The organism is Paraburkholderia sp. BR10872, assembly GCF_040965835.1.
Classification (GTDB): domain Bacteria; phylum Pseudomonadota; class Gammaproteobacteria; order Burkholderiales; family Burkholderiaceae; genus Paraburkholderia; species Paraburkholderia nodosa_A.
Genome location: NZ_JBFRCN010000005.1, coordinates 173,451 through 189,608 on the forward strand (window position 1 = coordinate 173,451; position 16,158 = coordinate 189,608).

Here is a 16,158-nt window from a genome sequence, read left to right on the forward strand (position 1 = left end):
CGCACGGCGAACGGTGACTGGACGCTTCCGCCGGTTCCCGTTGCTTCCCTGATTTACCCTGGTTCGTGCGTGCTTATGCCGCCTGCGCGGGCAGGGCGCGCCCGCGCTTCGGTAGAATGAGCGCCGTCGCGCGTTGCCGGGCGGCGATGACCATCGCTTGCTCCCGGCGCGCATCGTTCCACTTCCTCCGGGTTTCGTGCATGTACAACCTGTTCGTCGCCGTTCTCGCCTATCTGATCGGCTCGGTTTCGTTCGCCGTGATCGTGAGCGCCTTCATGGGCCTCGACGATCCGCGCTCCTACGGTTCCGGCAATCCCGGCGCGACCAACGTGCTGCGCAGCGGCAACAAGAAGGCCGCGATCCTCACGCTGATCGGCGATGCGTTCAAGGGCTGGCTGGCCGTCTGGCTCGTCGCGCACTTCGGCCCGCGTTACGGTCTGGGCGACGCCGCCGTCGCGCTCGCCGCGATCGCCGTGTTCCTCGGCCACCTGTATCCGGTGTTCTTCCGCTTCAAGGGCGGCAAGGGCGTCGCCACCGCGGCCGGCGTCCTGCTCGCCGTGAATCCGATTCTCGGTGCCGCCACGCTCGCCACGTGGCTCATCGTCGCGTTCTTCACGCGCTACTCGTCGCTCGCGGCGCTGGCGGCTGCCGTGTTCGCGCCGCTCTACTACGTGTTCATGTTCGGCCCGCGCATCGTCGCGCTCGCCATCCTCGCCATGAGCGTGCTGCTGTTCTGGCGGCATCGCGCGAACATCTCCAAGCTCATCGCGGGCAAGGAAAGCCGCATCGGCGAGAAGAAGGCGGCCGGCGCCGGCAAGTAGATCGCAAAAAGGGCTTCGCCACTGCAATCGAATAGTCTGACAATTTCGCTTATCGTCTGCCATCTTCCGGTAAGTGGGCGATTAATGGCGCGTCTGCTACGGTGCGCCCTCAAGAACGCCGTGTGGCGTGCCGTAATCCCTGATAGTCCCAGATCAGGCTTTTGCGGCTTCCCTCCTTCTATCCCACACGGCAATCCCCCATGTTTTCCACCATCCGCGCGCGCATCGTCGCGCTATGCGTCGTCATTGTCGTGGGCGCGCTTGCCGCGAATACGGCGCTCAATTATTTCGTCGCCAACTCGCACAACAAGGATTCGATCGACAGCACGCTCACGGCGCTCGAAGAAAGCCACACGCAGGGTATTGCCGACTGGGTCGCGACGCACGTGCGGATGATCGACTCGCTCCAGGACGCCGTGCTCGCGCCGGATCCTGTGCCGGCGCTCAAGCAGATCGCGGCAGCGGGCGGTTTCACGAACGTCTACGTGGGCTATGCCGACCGCACGGCGAAGTTCTCCGACGCCACCGGCATCCCGGCCGACTACGACCCGACCGGGCGCCCCTGGTACAAGCAGGCCGTTGCGGCGGGCAAGGCGGTCGTCACGCCGCCCTATGTGGACGTGGGCACGGGCAAGCTCGTGGTGGCGTTCGCGGAGCCGGTGATTCGCGACGGCGCCGTGAAGGGCGTCATCTCCGGCGACGTGGCGATGGACGACGTGATTGCCAACGTCCGCTCGATTCATCCGACGCCGGCGAGCTTCGGCATGCTCGTCGACGCGAGCGGCGCGATCGTTGCGCACCCCGACGCACAGCTCACGCTCAAACCCGTCGCGGACCTCGCGCCCGAGCTCGCCGGCGATCGCCTGAACACGCTGTTCGCGGCGAGCGAGCCGTTGAAGGTGGACGTGAAGGGCGACATCAAGCTCATGCGTGCGCAAACGATTCCGGGTACCGACTGGCGCGTGGTCGTCGCTTTCGACCGCGCCGATGCGACGGCGGCCATGCGCTCGCTGCTCACGGCGTCGCTCATCGCGCTCGTGGTGATCGCGGTGGCGGCTGCGGCGATCGTGGCAGCCGCGACCGCCGTATCGTTCCAGCGCCTCTCGCGCGTGCGCGACGCAATGGACGCGATCAGCATCGGCGAGGGTGATCTGACGAAGCGCCTGCCCGCCGTGGGCAACGACGAAGTCGCGCAGATCGCGCGCTCGTTCAACGCGTTCATGGACAAGCTGCGCGACGTGATGCGCCACATCCGCGACGCGAGCGAGTCGGTGCGTACCGCGAGCGACGAGATCGCGGCGGGCAACGTCGACCTGTCGGGCCGCACCGAATCGGCTGCAGCGAGCCTCGAAGAGACGGCAGCTTCGATGGAGGAGATCACGGCGACGGTCGCGCAATCGGCGAACGCGGCGCAGCAGGCGGACGTGACGGCGGCCACGGCTTCGCAGGCAGCCTCGCGCGGCGGCTCGGTGATTGGCGACGTGGTGCACACGATGGGCGATATCGAGAAGGCGTCGGTCAAGATCGCGGACATCATCGGCGTGATCGACGGCATCGCGTTCCAGACCAACATTCTGGCGTTGAACGCCGCCGTGGAAGCGGCGCGCGCCGGGGAGCAGGGCCGCGGCTTCGCAGTGGTGGCGGGCGAGGTGCGCAGCCTGGCCCAGCGCAGCGCGCAGGCCGCGCGCGAAATCAAGGCGCTGATCGAATCGACCGTTTCCAGCGTGACTTCGGGCTCGCAGCTCGTGCGCCGCGCCGGCTCGACGATGGATGAGATCGTGTCGAATGTCGCGAACGTGACGACCATCATCGCCGAGGTCACCAATGCCGCCGGTGAGCAGACGCGCGGCATCCAGGAGGTGAACCGGGCGGTCAGCCAGCTCGACGAGATGGTTCAGCAGAATGCGGCGCTCGTCGAGCAGTCGACGGCTGCCGCGGCGGCGCTGCGTGGCCAGGCTGCCAATCTCGCGGATGCGGTTGGCCAGTTCAGGCTCGATTGAGGCGAAGGTACGGTTGAAACGGGAAGACGGCGCTGCGGCGCCGTTTTCTCACCTTGACATGCAACCATGTGGTTGCATAATCAATGCATGAACGACGACGCCGTATTCCGCGCGCTGGCGGACGCGAGCCGCCGTCAACTGCTTGACCGCCTCCATGCAAAAAACGGCCAGACGCTGACCGATTTATGCGAAGGGCTGGCCATCTCGCGTCAGGCGGTTACGAAGCATCTCACGGTGCTGGAAGAGGCGAACCTCGTCGCGACGCAGCGGCATGGGCGCGAGAAGCGGCATTTCATCAATCCGGTCCCCATCGGCGAGATTGTCGCACGCTGGATTGGCAAGTTCGAGCACGAGCGCGTGGGTGCGCTCGTCGACCTCAAGCGATCACTCGAAGGAGATAGCCATGAGTAGCGACAAGCACACGCAAGGCAGTGCAGCCGGCGACTCGACGTTCGTCTACGTCACGTTCATCCGCACCACGCCGGAAGCGTTGTGGACGGCGCTCACGAGCCGCGAGTTCACCGAGCGCTACTGGTTCGGCATGCATCACGAATGCGACTGGCAAACGGGCTCGCCCTGGTCGCTGCGCTTCGCCGACGGCCGCATTGCCGATTCGGGCGCGGTGGTCGAAGCCGATCCCCCGCGCCGGCTCGTGCTGCGCTGGCGCAACATGTTCCTGGCCGAACTCCATGCCGAGGGCGATTCACTTTGCACGATCGACATCGAACCCGTGGAGCACGCGGTCAAGCTCACGATTACGCACCACATGGCGCGGCCGGGATCGGTCTTCATCGAGAAGGTGTCGGGCGGCTGGCCGCGCATCCTCTCGAATCTCAAGACACTGCTGGAAACCGGCGAGGTGCTCATGCCGCTCGTGGTGACGGCGGACTGAGCGCGAGAAAGCGAGCGCGCGCGCCGACGTGTGAAACGAAACGGGGCGGCCCGAGCCGCCCCGCAATACGCTGGACTTGCCGCCTTAGTCGCGGAAGTTGTTGAAGTCGAGCGGCGTGTCGGTCACGTCCTTGCGCAGCATGGCGATCACGCTTTGCAGGTCGTCGCGCTTGGCGCCCGTCACGCGCACCGCGTCGCCCTGGATGCTCGCCTGGACCTTGATCTTGCTGTCCTTCACGAGCCTCACGATCTTCTTTGCGAGGTCGCCCGACACACCCTTCTTGACGGTAATGACCTGCTTGACCTTGTCGCCGCCGATCTTCTCGATCTTGCCGTAGTCGAGGAAGCGTACGTCCACATTGCGCTTGGCCATTTTCGACACGAGCACGTCCTTCACCTGGCCGAGCTTGAAGTCGTCGTCGGCGAACGCGGTCAGTTCGCGCTCCTTTTGCTCGACGCGCGAATCCGAGCCCTTGAAGTCGAAGCGTGTGGAGATCTCCTTGTTGGATTGCTCCACGGCGTTCTTTACTTCGATCATGTTGGCTTCGCTGACGACGTCAAACGATGGCATTGCTTTCTCCAAAAAGTACGAGGTGCGCAAACGGCGGTGCAAAAACCATGCAAGCCAAATGCCCGCGGGTCGCAGCTGTATTCCGCAGCCCACAGACGCATTTTCAGGCAGCGGTTCGCGCACTCGCTATAATCACGGACCGACGCCATTCTACCGGCGCCGTTGCGTTTGCCCAAGGCGGCTTGCCGCCGCCCGGAGGCGAGTCAGCAGTGCGCAGGTGCCTCCCGGCGGCCTTTCGGGCCATTTTTAGTCTGCTGTCCGTGTTCCGTTCTTTCTCGATGCCCGTCGTCCAAACGCCCGTTACAACGTCACCTGTGTGGTTTGCCGCCGGCTTTGCGCTGCGCGCGCACAACACATTTGGCTTCGACGTGCGTGCGCGCTACGCGTGCCGCGTCGAAAGCGAGGCCGACCTTGCGGCCGCGGTGCGCGACCCCCGCGCCCAGGGCTTGCGTATGCTCGTGCTGGGTGGTGGCAGCAACGTCGTGCTCACGCGGGACTTCGACGGTCTCGTGCTGCTCATGGCGCTGACCGGCAAGCGCGTGGCCTACGAAGACGGCCACGCCTGGTACGTGGAAGCGGCTGCGGGCGAGAACTGGCACGATTTTGTGTCCTGGACGCTCGAAGCGGGCATGCCGGGCCTCGAGAATCTGGCGCTGATTCCGGGCACGGTGGGCGCGGCGCCCATTCAGAACATCGGCGCCTACGGGCTCGAGATGGCCGAGCGCTGCGTGTCGGTGCGGGCCATCGAAATGGCGACCGGCAAAGCCGTGGAGTTCGACGCGGGCGCCTGCCGCTTTGGCTATCGCGACAGCTTCTTCAAGCGCGAAGGGCGCGATCGTTTCGTCATCACCTCGGTCACGTTCCGCCTGCCGAAGGTGTGGCAGGCCAACGCGGGCTATGCCGATCTCGCGCGCGAGCTGGCCCAGCACAACGCCGGCGAGGCGCCGCATGCGCGTGCCGTATTCAACGCTGTGGTCGCGGTGCGGCGCGCGAAGCTGCCTGACCCGCTCGAACTCGGCAATGCGGGTAGTTTCTTCAAGAACCCCGTGATCGAAGCGCAGCAGTTCGATACGCTCGTCGTGCGCGAGCCGCAGATCGTTTCGTACCACCAGGCCGACGGGCGCGTGAAGCTCGCGGCGGGCTGGATGATCGACCGGTGCGGCTGGAAGGGCCGTGCGCTGCGGGCCGCGGCGGTGCACGAGCGTCAGGCGCTCGTGCTCGTCAATCGCGGCGGTGCGACCGGCGCGGACATTCTCGAACTCGCAGAGGCGATCCAGCGCGACGTGCTCGCGCGCTTCGGCGTGGAGTTGGAGCAGGAACCCGTCAGCCTCTAAGGCCGCACAGGCTCCGCCCGGCGCCTTGCTTGCCTCACATCGTCAAATCACCTTGTCCTGGGCCGCGAACACCGGCCCCTGCACGAAGCGTACGTCGTACTGCTGCAACTGCTCGAACTGCGCCGCATCGGTCACGCGGTTGAAAATCAGCGGAATGCGCAGCCGCGCCGCATAGCTCACGAGCGGCTTGACCATCGAATCGCGCAGCGCGGACGCCGCATCCATCTTCACGAAGTCGGGCCGAGGCACGTCCGACACCGAAAGAATCTGCCCGGCATTGGGCAGATTGCCCGCCACCTTGAACCCGTACCGCTGATAGCTCTTCGTGAGATAGCCGAGGAACGTGCGGTGCGCGACCGCCGCCGGCGGCAGTTCGATCACGATGCGTCCGGGGTTCAGCCCGAACGACACCAGCACGTTCGAGAAATGCCTTCCATGGTCGTACTTCACGCTCTTCAGGAGGCGCTCGTGCACGCGCAGGAAGAGCAGCCCGTGCTGCTGGCCACCCAGAAAATTGATGGCGTGCAGCGCGCGCACCATGCGGTCGACCGCGACGAGGTCAGGATCGTCGAGCGTGTCGCTGAATGCGTCGCAGGGCGCGAGCTGGCCGTCCTGTTCGCGCAGCGTGACCGCCTGATAGCCGAGTTCGTCGCCAAAGCGCGAGGCCATCGCGAGATCGGCGGTGAGCGATTGCGCCCCGCTGTGCACGCTGATGTCGTAAATCGGCTCGTAGGCGCTCAATAGCTCCACGCCGCGCCGCCGCGCCACGGCCTCTTTAGCGTGCGCGCCAGTGCCCATCGCCAGATGCTCGCCGAGAAACGGATGGTCGGCGGCGCGGGCAACGAGCTCGGGAATGGTGGGAGCAATCATGTGATGTAGCGGGAAGCGGATGAGAAGTGCGAGCCCCACACGGGGTCGCATGACCCGATGGTAGCAGCCCGCAGCCGCCCCGGATGGACTGTTTGGTCATAACGTTATCGACCATTCGCCCACATTCTGGAGGCCACCGACTGTCCGTCAGGGTATACGCCTAATTTCACTAATCGTAATTGCTTTTACCATTCGTAAATCGCATGACGTCATGTCACGCTCGAGAACGTGGAGAGACCAAGCAATGAACGCACCTTTGCGTGACCCAACCGAAGTCCAGCACGGCTATATGAGCGGCTTCGCCAACGAATTCGCGACCGAGGCGCTGGCGGGCGCGCTGCCCGAAGGCCAGAACTCGCCGCAGCGCTGCGCCTATGGCCTGTACGCCGAGCAGCTCTCGGGCACCGCATTCACCGCGCCGCGCTCGCACAACCGCCGCACGTGGTTCTACCGGATCCGTCCGGGCGCCGTGCATCGGCCGTTTGCGCCGGTCGCCTCGCGCCTCGATGTGAATGGCGCGCCGCGACTCGTCGCCGATTTCGGCGACGTGCCGCCCACGCCGCCCAACCAGCTGCGCTGGGACGCGCTGCCCATGCCCACGGAGCCGACCGATTTCATCGACGGCTGGGTGACGATGTCGGGCAACGGCTCCGCGGCCTCGATGAGCGGCTGCGCGATCCACCTGTACGCGGCGAACCGGCCGATGGTCGACCGCTTCTTCTACAACACCGACGGCGAGCTGCTGATCGTCCCGCAGCAAGGGCGGCTTGCCATCCGCACGGAGATGGGCCGGCTCGATGTCGAGCCCTTCGAGATCGTCGTGATCCCGCGCGGCGTGCGCTTCACGGTGGATTTGCCTGACGGCGAAGCACGCGGCTATATCTGCGAGAACTTCGGCGCGCTCCTGCGTCTGCCCGATCTCGGCGTGATCGGCTCGAATGGCCTCGCGAATCCGCGCGACTTCCTCACGCCCGTCGCCGCCTATGAAGACCGCGAAGGCGAGTTCGAACTCGTCACGAAGCTGGGCGGTCAGCTCTGGCGCGCCGACATCGGCCATTCGCCGCTCGACGTGGTGGCATGGCACGGCAACTACGCGCCCTACAAGTACGACCTGCGCCGCTTCAACACCATCGGCTCGATCAGCTACGACCACCCCGATCCCTCGATCTTCCTCGTGCTGCACGCGCCCACGGACACGCCGGGGGTCGACTCGATCGACTTCGTGATCTTCCCGCCGCGCTGGCTCGCGGCCGAGAACACGTTCCGACCGCCCTGGTATCACCGCAACGTGGCGAGCGAGTTCATGGGCCTCGTGCACGGCGTGTATGACGCCAAGGCCGAAGGCTTCGTGCCGGGCGGTGCGAGCCTGCACAACTGCATGTCGGGCCATGGCCCGGATGCCGAGACCTTCGAAAAAGCCTCGAACTCCGACACGACCAAACCGCACAAGGTCGGCGACACGATGGCCTTCATGTTCGAGACCCGCACGCTGATCCGTCCGACGCGCTACGCGCTCGAAACGAGCCAGCTGCAGGCGCATTACTACGAGTGCTGGCAAGGCCTCACGAAACACTTCAATCCGGAGCAGCAATGAACAGCACCATGACGGACGAACTCAAGGCGACGCTCGACGCGAAGCGCAAGAGCTGGGTCGAGAGCGCGAACGACGCCCAGTGCGATTTCCCGATCCAGAACCTGCCGTTCGGCGTGTTCAGCGATACCGGCAACGCAACGGCGCGCGTGGGCGTCGCGATCGGCGACCTCGTGGCCGACCTCGCGGTGCTGCACGAAGCCGGGCTGCTGCGTCTGCCCGCGAATGCGCAGCAAGACGTCTTTGCGCGTGCCGCGCTGAACGACTTCATCGCGCTTGGCCGCGAGACGTGGCGCAGCGTGCGCGTGCAGCTTTCTTCGCTGCTCGCGCGCGAAACGGCCACGCTGCGCGACGACGCGGCGTTGCGCCAGCGCGCCTTCGTGAAGCTCGCCGACGCGAAACTGCATCTGCCGGTGCAGATTCCGGGCTACACCGACTTCTACTCGTCGAAGGAGCACGCGACGAACGTCGGCTCGATGTTTCGTGATCCGAAGAATGCGCTGCTGCCGAACTGGTCCGAGATGCCGATCGGCTACAACGGCCGCGCGTCGTCGGTGGTGGTGAGCGGCACGCCGGTGCGCCGCCCGAGGGGCCAGTTGAAGCAGCCCGATCAGGATCGTCCGGTGTTCGGCGCATGCCGCAAGCTCGATATCGAGCTGGAAACGGGCTTCATCGTCGGGCGCGGCAATGCGCTCGGCGAGCCGATCGCGTGCGAAGACGCCGAGGACCACATCTTCGGCATGGTGCTGCTCAACGACTGGAGCGCGCGCGACATCCAGCAATGGGAATACGTGCCGCTCGGGCCGTTCAATTCGAAAGGATTTGCCACGACGATTTCGCCGTGGGTCGTCACGCTCGACGCGCTGGAGCCGTTCCGCGTCGCGCAGCCGGTGCAGGAACCGCAGCCGCTCGAATACCTGCGTCACGAGGGCGACCACGCGTTCGACATTGCGCTCGAAGTGCGGATGCAGCCCGAAGGCGCGGCCGAGGCGACGACCATCGCGCGCACGAATTTCCGCCACATGTACTGGTCGATGGCGCAGCAGCTCGCGCATCACACCGTGGCGGGGTGCAACACGCGCGTGGGCGACCTGATGGGTTCGGGCACGATCTCGGGCCCGACGCCGGACTCGTTCGGCAGCCTGCTCGAACTCACCTGGAACGCGAAGAATCCGCTCGAACTGAAGAGCGGCGGCACGCGCGGCTTCATCGAAGACGGCGACGAACTCACGCTCGCTGGCTGGTGCCAGGGCGATGGCTATCGCGTGGGGTTGGGTGCCTGCGTCGGCAAGATCCTCCCGGCGCTGAAGTAACCACGCCTGAACTCAGCAAGCAAAACGGCCGATGCGCTTTGAAGGCGCATCGGCGGTTTTTCGTGCGTACTCGCGTTATGCGCGCGCTTGCGCCAAACCTCGCGTCCGCTCCCAGCGCAGCGCGCCGAGAAACACCAATGCGCCCGCGAACAGCACCCACAGCATCGCGTCTTGGCCCGCGTGCTCCATCAGCGCGCCGGTGACGACCGGGCCGGCGAAGCTCGCCGCGCTCCACGCCGCGCTCACGAGCGCACTCGCGGAAACGAGCGCGACGCCCGCGAAACGCTCGCCGCACGCCACGATAGCGAGCGTATAAATGGAGCCTGCCGCCGCGCCCAGCACGAAGAGGAGCGGCCAGCGCAGCCAGGGCGTATCGACGACGAAAGGCAACAGCGGCAGCAGCACCGCGACGATCACGCCCATGAGCGCATGCACGCGCTCGCGGCCGAGCCGGTCGGCGAGCCAGCCGATGGGGAATTGCATGGTCGTGTCGCCGAGCAGCACGACTGAGGCGAACAGCACGGCCACTTCGGTGTCGATGCCGTGACCCATCGCGAAGAGCGGCAACAGCGACAGCGCGAGCGTGTCGAATAGCGCGAAAAACCCGGTGGCGATGATGAGCGCTGGCATCTTCGGCATTACGTGACGCCAGCTCCCGTGCGGCTCGTGCATGTCGGTTTGCTGCGGATTCGAACGGATCGCTGCGAGCATTGGCAGCGCGATGAGAAAGATTGCGCCGCAGATCGCGAAGCGCCACGCGGTATAGCCCGCGATCTGGCTCACTAGCACCGGGCCCGACATCTGGAACAGCGTGAACGTGGTCGCGTAGATGCCCACCACGCGGCCGCGGTTCGAGTCGTCGGCGAGTTCGTTGACCCAGGCTTCGCCGATCGTGAAGAGCAACATGAGCGCCGCGCCGCAGAGCATGCGCAGGAGCGCCCAGAGCCACAGATTGGCGCTTGTCTGCATCAATGCGGTCGCGACGGCCACGGTGAGCACCGAGCCGACGATCACCTGGCGCGAGCCGAAGCGTGTGGAGATCCATGCCGTGAACGGCACGACGGCAAGGCCTCCCAGCGCCTGGGCGGCAGTGAGCAGGCCGACGATGGCGGTGCCGTAGCCGGCGTCGGTGAGGGCGAGGGCGGTGAGCGGAAGCGTCGCGCCGGAGCCGAGACCGACCACGGCCACGCTCAGGATCAGCGCGAGAAAGTCGCGGGTGAGGACGGTTTTCATCGGGCGAGATGCTACTACGTGCGCATGAAAATCGCGGCGCAGGCGTGCCTCAGGTTGAGCGCGCGCGCCTCAATGCAACACGCGCCCGCCTGTGCCCGCATCGAGCAAAGCATCAGGCGCAGGAAGTCGGCCCCGAAATCTCCACACGGCGGCGCGCGCGCCGGTCGATCTGCGCCGAAACCAGTGTGAGCGCGAGCGCTGCGAAAGCCGTGACCACGCCCACCCACGGCAGCGCCGTGAGCGGCGCGCCTGCGCTGATCGCGACGCCCCCAATCCAGGCGCCGCCTGCATTGCCGAGATTGAATGCGCCCTGGTTGAGCGTGGAGGCGAGGTTGGGCGCATCGCTCGCGCGGTTGACAATCAGTATCTGCAGCGGCGGCACGATCGCGAACGCAAGGATGCCCCACACGAAGATCGTCGCCATGGCCGCGATCGGGTCGTGCATGGTCAGCGAGAACGCGGCGAGCACCACGGCGATCATGGCGAGAAACGTGAGCAGCGAGCGCATGAGCTTCCAGTCGGCGAGCTTGCCGCCCAGCGTGCTGCCTACCGTGAGCCCCAGGCCGAACAGCAGCAGCACGAACGTGACTTCATGCGGCGAGAAGCCGGTCACGTCTTCGAGAATCGGCGTGATGTAGGTGAACACCGCGAAGAGGCTGGCCGAGGCCAGCACGCTCATGCCGAGCACCATGAGCACCTGCGGGTTCTTCAGCACGCCGAACTCATGCACGAGGCTCGCCTTCTGCATTTCGATCTTCGCGGGCAGGCACACCTGCAACGCCGCCGCCGCGAGGATGCCGATGGCCGTCACGGCCCAGAACGTCGTGCGCCAGCCGGCGATCTGGCCGAGCGCTGTGCCGAGCGGCACGCCCAGCACGTTAGCGAGCGTCAGGCCCGTGAACATCAGCGCGATGGCCTGCGCACGGCGGTTCGGCGCGACGAGCCCTGCCGCGACCACCGAGCCAATGCCGAAGAACGCGCCGTGGCAGAACGCCGTGACGATGCGCGCGGCCATCAGGATCGAGTAGTTCGGGGCGAGCGCACACAACAGGTTGCCGACGATGAAGATGCCGATCAGGCGCATGAGCGCCTGCTTGCGCGGCACATTGGCAATCGCGATGGCGACGATGGGCGCGCCGATCATCACGCCGAGCGCATAGGCCGAGACGAGCATGCCCGCCGCCGGGATCGAGACGCTCAGGTCGCGCGCGACGTCGGGCAGCAGACCCATGATGACGAATTCGGTGGTACCGATACCAAAAGCGGCAACGGCAAGGGCGAGAAGTGGCAGGGGCATGGCGTGGGGTCGGCGCAGGACGGCGACGGGCATTGAGCGCGAAGCCGTTTTATTTAAGTCAACGCGGAATTGTACTGAAACCCCACACAACGCATACGGCACGCTTTTCAAAGCTGTTGGGAAAACAACAGCTTTTCTTGCCGGACTCCGTTCACCGTTCCTTCATATTTCTTGACGATTTCTACAGGTTACGTGCATGGCGCAACGCGCTCGCGGGCAGCACGATACCCACACGATCCAACGAGCGAAACAGTCCGCCCACCGGCCCGCCCGCCGGCGGTCGCCGCCCTCGCGTCGTCCGTCCCGCGCATGACGGAACCGAATATGCGTAACCTTCCTGGAGCGATGTCATGAACACGATGACCACAGTACGCATCGCGGTGGCCGCAGCGGCCGCCTTATTCGCAGGTAGCGCGCTGGCGCAATCGCAGAGCGACGACCCGTCACAACAGGCCAGCACACCGCCGGCTGCGCAGGACGTGGGCGGCTCACCGATGTCGACAAGCGCATCGGGCGCGCCGATGGCGCTCACGCACGCGCAGGTCTATCAGGACCTGGTGCGCTCCGAGCAATCGGGCCAGCAGAAGGCGCTGAACGAAGGGCTCTATCACGGGAACTGAGTCGACAGGGAGACCCAGGCATCAGGACGGCGACCCGACGCGCTCTCGCAATCTGCGCCACGCTCAGCGTGTCGGGCCGCCGCCAATATGTTTTTCGATGAGCCGCATGCGCCCCGTCGGGCGCCAGGGCGCGAACCATGGATTCGTGCGCAACTCGCATAGCCGCGAACTGCGCTCGGCCAGCGCCGTTTCGAGCCAGCGGAACATTTCGTCGGGCTGCGCGAGCCGCGCGTGGGCCTCGGCGATGAGCAGCGGCGAGGTGTATCGCGCCCGCCGCCGCGCGAGCAGATCTTCCAGATACCAGCGCAGCACCGCGTCATAGCCGCCCGTTTCCCAGCGGGCGCGAATGGTGGTCGCACGCGCCTGCTGGTTGCAGCGTTCGAGCGCCTCCACGGTGGCGTCCACGGCCTGCGCATACAGCTTTTTCACTTCGAACGCCGTAGCGAGCAACTGATAGACGAGCGGCGGATGGTCCATGTGCCCCGGCGCGAGATATTCACTCACGACTTCCGCATGCCTGCCCGACATCACCATGCCGAACGCGCGCGAGCCCTGGAACGCCAGCGGATCGATGCGCTCGGCGCGCTCCATCGCGGCGTCGCCTTCGGCGCGGCGTCCCGCCGCCACCAGCATGCGCGCATAGAGCCGATGCGCCTCCGGGTAACTCGGGTTGCGCCGCAGGGCATCCTTGAAGCCGGCCTCGGCCTGGTCCCAGTCCCAGTCGTAGAAGTAGCGCACGGCCGCGAGCGCGTGATGCGCCTCGGGCAGATCCGGGTCGAGTTCGAGCGCGCTTTCGGCGAGCGAGCGCGCAACCGGCCAGCCGTCGTCGGGCGCGACGAAGCCATGCACAACCGTCGATCCGTAGTAGTTCGAAAGGCCTGTATAGCCGAGTGCGTAACTCGGGTCGTGCTCGAGCGCGGACTCGAAGTAGGTTCGGCTGCGCACGAAGTCTTCGCCGTCGATGCCGTGATGCGCGCAAAAGCCCGCTTCGAAATGCACGCGTCGATACCAGAAGAAACGCCCGCGCACATACGCGTCGTGCGCGGCGGGATTGACAGGCAGGCGCCGCTCGAGGCGCGTGCGCTGCTGCTCGGAAAGCGTGGTCGCCAGGTTCTCGGCGAGCGCCGCGACCGCTTCCTTGAGGATGTCGAGTGCGCCTTGCGTGGCGCTTTCGTGCGCGCGGCTCCAGATCTGCGCTTCGTCGGCGCAGCGGATCAGACGCGTGAGGATGCGGGTTTGCTGCCCCGCGCGCGTGAGCGAGCCTTCGAGCACGTAGTCGAGCTTCAGTTCGCGCGCGATCTCGCCGATGCTCTTTTGTGTCGCGCGGTAACGCGCCGCCGTGGTGCGCGCGATCGTGAGGAGGCGCTCGGGGTTGAGCGCGCCGAGCGTAACCGAGATCTCATCGGCGAGGGCGCTGCACAGGCTGTCCTGGCTCGCGTCGCCGGTGTGGTTGGTGAACGGCAGCACCAGCATGCGTACGGCGGGCGGCGCGTGCTCGCTCTCGCGCGTCGCTAGCGGGTCGCGCGCGGCAGCCGACGCACCGTGAGCCTCGGACGGCTCGGGCAGGATGCCGTCGAACCGGTAGCCCTTGCCCTTCACGGTGATGAGGTGGCGCGGTTTGGCGGGGTCGTCGGCGAGCGCGATGCGGATCTTGCGGATCGCCGTGTTCAGGCCGTTGTCGGTGTCGCGAAAGGGGCTGCCGGCCCACAGCCGGTCGACGATGTCCGCGCGCGAGATCAACTCGCCGCGGCGCGAGGCAAGCAGGATCAGAAGATCCATCGGCAACCGCTCCAGCTTGACCTCCATACCTTCTCGGCGCAACTGGTACCGCTCGACGTCGAGTTCGAAGTCCGCGAAGCGGATGATTCGATCCGTCGGCATGAGATCTCTCCCGTGATGCGGCATCAGGGAAGGGGGCGCCGGGGCGGTTCGTCTGAAGATTGCCGTTAGACGACGCAGCAGTCCTCAGCGTCATTACACATGGCGGCAGGGGCGGGGGCAGCGGCGCGGATCAATTTCAATGTAGTGGGTCGGGCGCGCGCCTTCAAGCGTCAAGCACTGCGCATTGTGGCCATCGACACGTCAATCGGCTGTCGCGACGTTCGCGTGCGATTTTGTTTAGCTCACTTCTGTTTCAGCGGATCGAGCGGTTCGCCGTGACGGCCCGCGCCGGCCGCGAAGCGCGCCGCGAGTGCGAGCCCCTCGTCGAGCACCGCGCGATAGCCGAGCGCGCCTTCGCGGCGCAACGCCTCGGCAGTGTCGGGCAGCATGCTGTGTTCGAGCGCCGAGCGGCGGTCCGCGAGCAGCGCCGCCTGGGGCAGCGCTGCGAGTTGCGCGGCCAGTTGCTCGGCGGCCTGGCGCGCGCCGCCTTTGGCGACCACACGATTGGCGAGGCCGAACGCGAGGGCTTCCTGCGCATCGACCGCGCGCCCCGTGAGGATCAGATCGAGTGCGCGCGACAGCCCGATCAGGCGCGGCAGGCGCACCGTGCCGCCGTCGATGAGCGGCACGCCCACACGGCGGCAGAACACGCCGAGCACGGCGTCTTCTTCGACCACGCGCAGGTCGCACAGCAGTGCGAGTTCGAGCCCGCCCGCAACGGCGTAGCCTGAAATCGCCGCGATTACGGGCTTGCTGAGCGACATGCGCGTGGGGCCGAGCGGGCCCGGGCCGCTGCCGTCCGCGCGAATTTCATTGCGGCGTTCGGGGTCGGCGAGCGCGGTGAGGTCCGCGCCCGCGCAGAACGTGCCGCCCGCGCCGTACAGCACACCCGCGAGCCATGCGGGATTTTCTTCGAAGCGTCCAAAGGCGGCAGCGAGTGCAGTCGCAACGGGTCTGTCGATGGCGTTGCGCTGCGCCGGGCGGTCGAGCACGACAATTGCTAGATGTTCCTGGCTTTCGATACGCACGTGCTCGCCGAAGGTTTCGATCGTCATGTGTCAGTCCTCGATGCGCCCCGCATTCGTCATAAAAATTTAATGGCTCATCCGTAGCTTAGGCCGGTTTCATTTCCTGAACTACGTTTCCACCAAAAGCACGCATGCAATCGACGTCCATGTCCAGCATCACCTCCGTTTCGGATTCCTCGCCGTATCCCGCTTGTGGACCTCTTTGGACAGTCCCGTTGCCCGACCACGACGCGTATGACCATGTGCGCTTCAAGCGCGTCTTCACGACCGACGGCACGCGCCACGTCGTCGTGATCGTCGATCTGCAAAAGCTGCTCCTCTGTGCCGACCGCGACGACACCGACTACGTGCTCAAGCCCGTCGACGACTGGCATAGCGGCAAGATTCGCGGCATACGCGAGTTTCTCGATCCGGACAACGAGCGCGTGCCGCAGATGCCCTACGTGACGATCAGCAAACGCCGCGTGGCGGGGCTGGCCGGATGGCTCGGACTTGCGCACGAGGGGGTAGTGGCGTTTCGCAACGGCCAGCATCGCGCGCGCTACCTCTCCTGGGCGGGGGCATTGTGGCTACCCGTGGAAGTGCACGAGCGCGAGGCGGCATTGCTGCGCGAACTGTGCGGCGCGGGCGACGGGGGCCTGCTGGTTCCGGTCGACGGCAGTTCGCCCCGGCTCTGATGCATTGTCGCGCGAACGGCATGTTCGCTAA

15 protein-coding genes are annotated in these 16,158 nt (G+C 66.0%); 9 read left to right on the forward strand and 6 right to left on the reverse strand.

The features are described 5' to 3' along the window. The first annotated feature begins 200 nt into the window (after positions 1-200). The 4 genes from plsY to AB4Y43_RS06490 all read left to right on the forward strand — a co-directional run bounded on the left by plsY (position 201) and on the right by AB4Y43_RS06490 (position 3,713). Positions 201-821: a glycerol-3-phosphate 1-O-acyltransferase PlsY gene (plsY, locus tag AB4Y43_RS06475; protein WP_368727267.1), complete on the forward strand. Its 621-nt coding sequence runs from the start codon at positions 201-203 to the stop codon at positions 819-821. 200 nt (positions 822-1,021) lie between these two features. Further along, the gene (locus AB4Y43_RS06480) at positions 1,022-2,821 is read left to right on the forward strand and encodes a methyl-accepting chemotaxis protein (RefSeq protein WP_368727268.1); all 1,800 of its coding nucleotides are present in this window, start codon (positions 1,022-1,024) and stop codon (positions 2,819-2,821) included. Positions 2,822-2,908: 87 nt separating this feature from the next. Continuing rightward, positions 2,909-3,232, forward strand: a complete 324-nt coding sequence (locus AB4Y43_RS06485; protein ID WP_368727269.1) for an ArsR/SmtB family transcription factor — start codon at positions 2,909-2,911, stop codon at positions 3,230-3,232. Then, positions 3,225-3,713, forward strand: coding sequence for an SRPBCC family protein (locus tag AB4Y43_RS06490; protein ID WP_368616806.1), 489 nt, complete (start codon positions 3,225-3,227; stop codon positions 3,711-3,713). The genes AB4Y43_RS06485 and AB4Y43_RS06490 overlap by 8 nt, the downstream gene beginning before the upstream one ends. Positions 3,714-3,797: 84 nt before the next feature. Here AB4Y43_RS06490 and AB4Y43_RS06495 read toward each other — a convergent pair whose 3' ends face one another. Then, positions 3,798-4,283 carry a YajQ family cyclic di-GMP-binding protein gene (locus AB4Y43_RS06495; RefSeq protein ID WP_028209548.1) on the reverse strand — a complete coding sequence of 162 codons (486 nt, stop codon included), beginning with the start codon at positions 4,281-4,283 and terminating at the stop codon, positions 3,798-3,800. Between the two features lie 278 nt (positions 4,284-4,561). Here AB4Y43_RS06495 and murB point away from each other — a divergent pair, with 278 nt between their 5' ends. Beyond that, positions 4,562-5,617 carry a UDP-N-acetylmuramate dehydrogenase gene (gene murB, locus AB4Y43_RS06500; protein WP_368616807.1) on the forward strand — a complete coding sequence of 352 codons (1,056 nt, stop codon included), beginning with the start codon at positions 4,562-4,564 and terminating at the stop codon, positions 5,615-5,617. A gap of 42 nt (positions 5,618-5,659) precedes the next feature. Here the strand turns inward: murB and AB4Y43_RS06505 are convergent, their stop codons facing one another. Continuing rightward, on the reverse strand, positions 5,660-6,487 hold the full coding sequence (locus AB4Y43_RS06505) for an EAL domain-containing protein (protein WP_069267756.1): 828 nt from the start codon (positions 6,485-6,487) through the stop codon (positions 5,660-5,662). 244 nt (positions 6,488-6,731) lie between these two features. Here AB4Y43_RS06505 and hmgA point away from each other — a divergent pair, with 244 nt between their 5' ends. Both hmgA and fahA read left to right on the forward strand, forming a co-directional pair. After that, positions 6,732-8,081, forward strand: coding sequence for a homogentisate 1,2-dioxygenase (gene hmgA, locus AB4Y43_RS06510; protein ID WP_368603952.1), 1,350 nt, complete (start codon positions 6,732-6,734; stop codon positions 8,079-8,081). Beyond that, positions 8,078-9,391, forward strand: coding sequence for a fumarylacetoacetase (gene fahA / locus AB4Y43_RS06515; protein ID WP_368727270.1), 1,314 nt, complete (start codon positions 8,078-8,080; stop codon positions 9,389-9,391). Before hmgA ends, fahA begins: the two co-directional genes overlap by 4 nt. Positions 9,392-9,466: 75 nt before the next feature. Here fahA and AB4Y43_RS06520 read toward each other — a convergent pair whose 3' ends face one another. Both AB4Y43_RS06520 and AB4Y43_RS06525 read right to left on the reverse strand, forming a co-directional pair. Further along, positions 9,467-10,624: an MFS transporter gene (locus tag AB4Y43_RS06520; RefSeq protein ID WP_368727271.1), complete on the reverse strand. Its 1,158-nt coding sequence runs from the start codon at positions 10,622-10,624 to the stop codon at positions 9,467-9,469. 112 nt (positions 10,625-10,736) lie between these two features. Continuing rightward, positions 10,737-11,921: an MFS transporter gene (locus AB4Y43_RS06525; RefSeq protein WP_368727272.1), complete on the reverse strand. Its 1,185-nt coding sequence runs from the start codon at positions 11,919-11,921 to the stop codon at positions 10,737-10,739. Positions 11,922-12,271: 350 nt separating this feature from the next. Here AB4Y43_RS06525 and AB4Y43_RS06530 point away from each other — a divergent pair, with 350 nt between their 5' ends. Continuing rightward, complete coding sequence (locus AB4Y43_RS06530; protein ID WP_342947725.1) at positions 12,272-12,541, forward strand: hypothetical protein; 270 nt, start codon at positions 12,272-12,274, stop codon at positions 12,539-12,541. A 63-nt stretch (positions 12,542-12,604) separates the two neighbouring features. On the opposite strand, the gene AB4Y43_RS06535 is transcribed toward AB4Y43_RS06530, so the two are convergent. Next, positions 12,605-14,422: a winged helix-turn-helix domain-containing protein gene (locus tag AB4Y43_RS06535; RefSeq protein ID WP_368727273.1), complete on the reverse strand. Its 1,818-nt coding sequence runs from the start codon at positions 14,420-14,422 to the stop codon at positions 12,605-12,607. Positions 14,423-14,664: 242 nt separating this feature from the next. Then, positions 14,665-15,477, reverse strand: coding sequence for a crotonase/enoyl-CoA hydratase family protein (locus tag AB4Y43_RS06540; protein WP_368727274.1), 813 nt, complete (start codon positions 15,475-15,477; stop codon positions 14,665-14,667). A gap of 119 nt (positions 15,478-15,596) precedes the next feature. On the opposite strand from AB4Y43_RS06540, the gene AB4Y43_RS06545 reads away from it, so the two are divergent. Continuing rightward, a complete protein-coding gene (locus tag AB4Y43_RS06545; RefSeq protein ID WP_141710832.1) occupies positions 15,597-16,127 on the forward strand; it encodes a hypothetical protein in 531 nt (176 codons plus the stop codon). Positions 16,128-16,158: the final 31 nt, after the last annotated feature.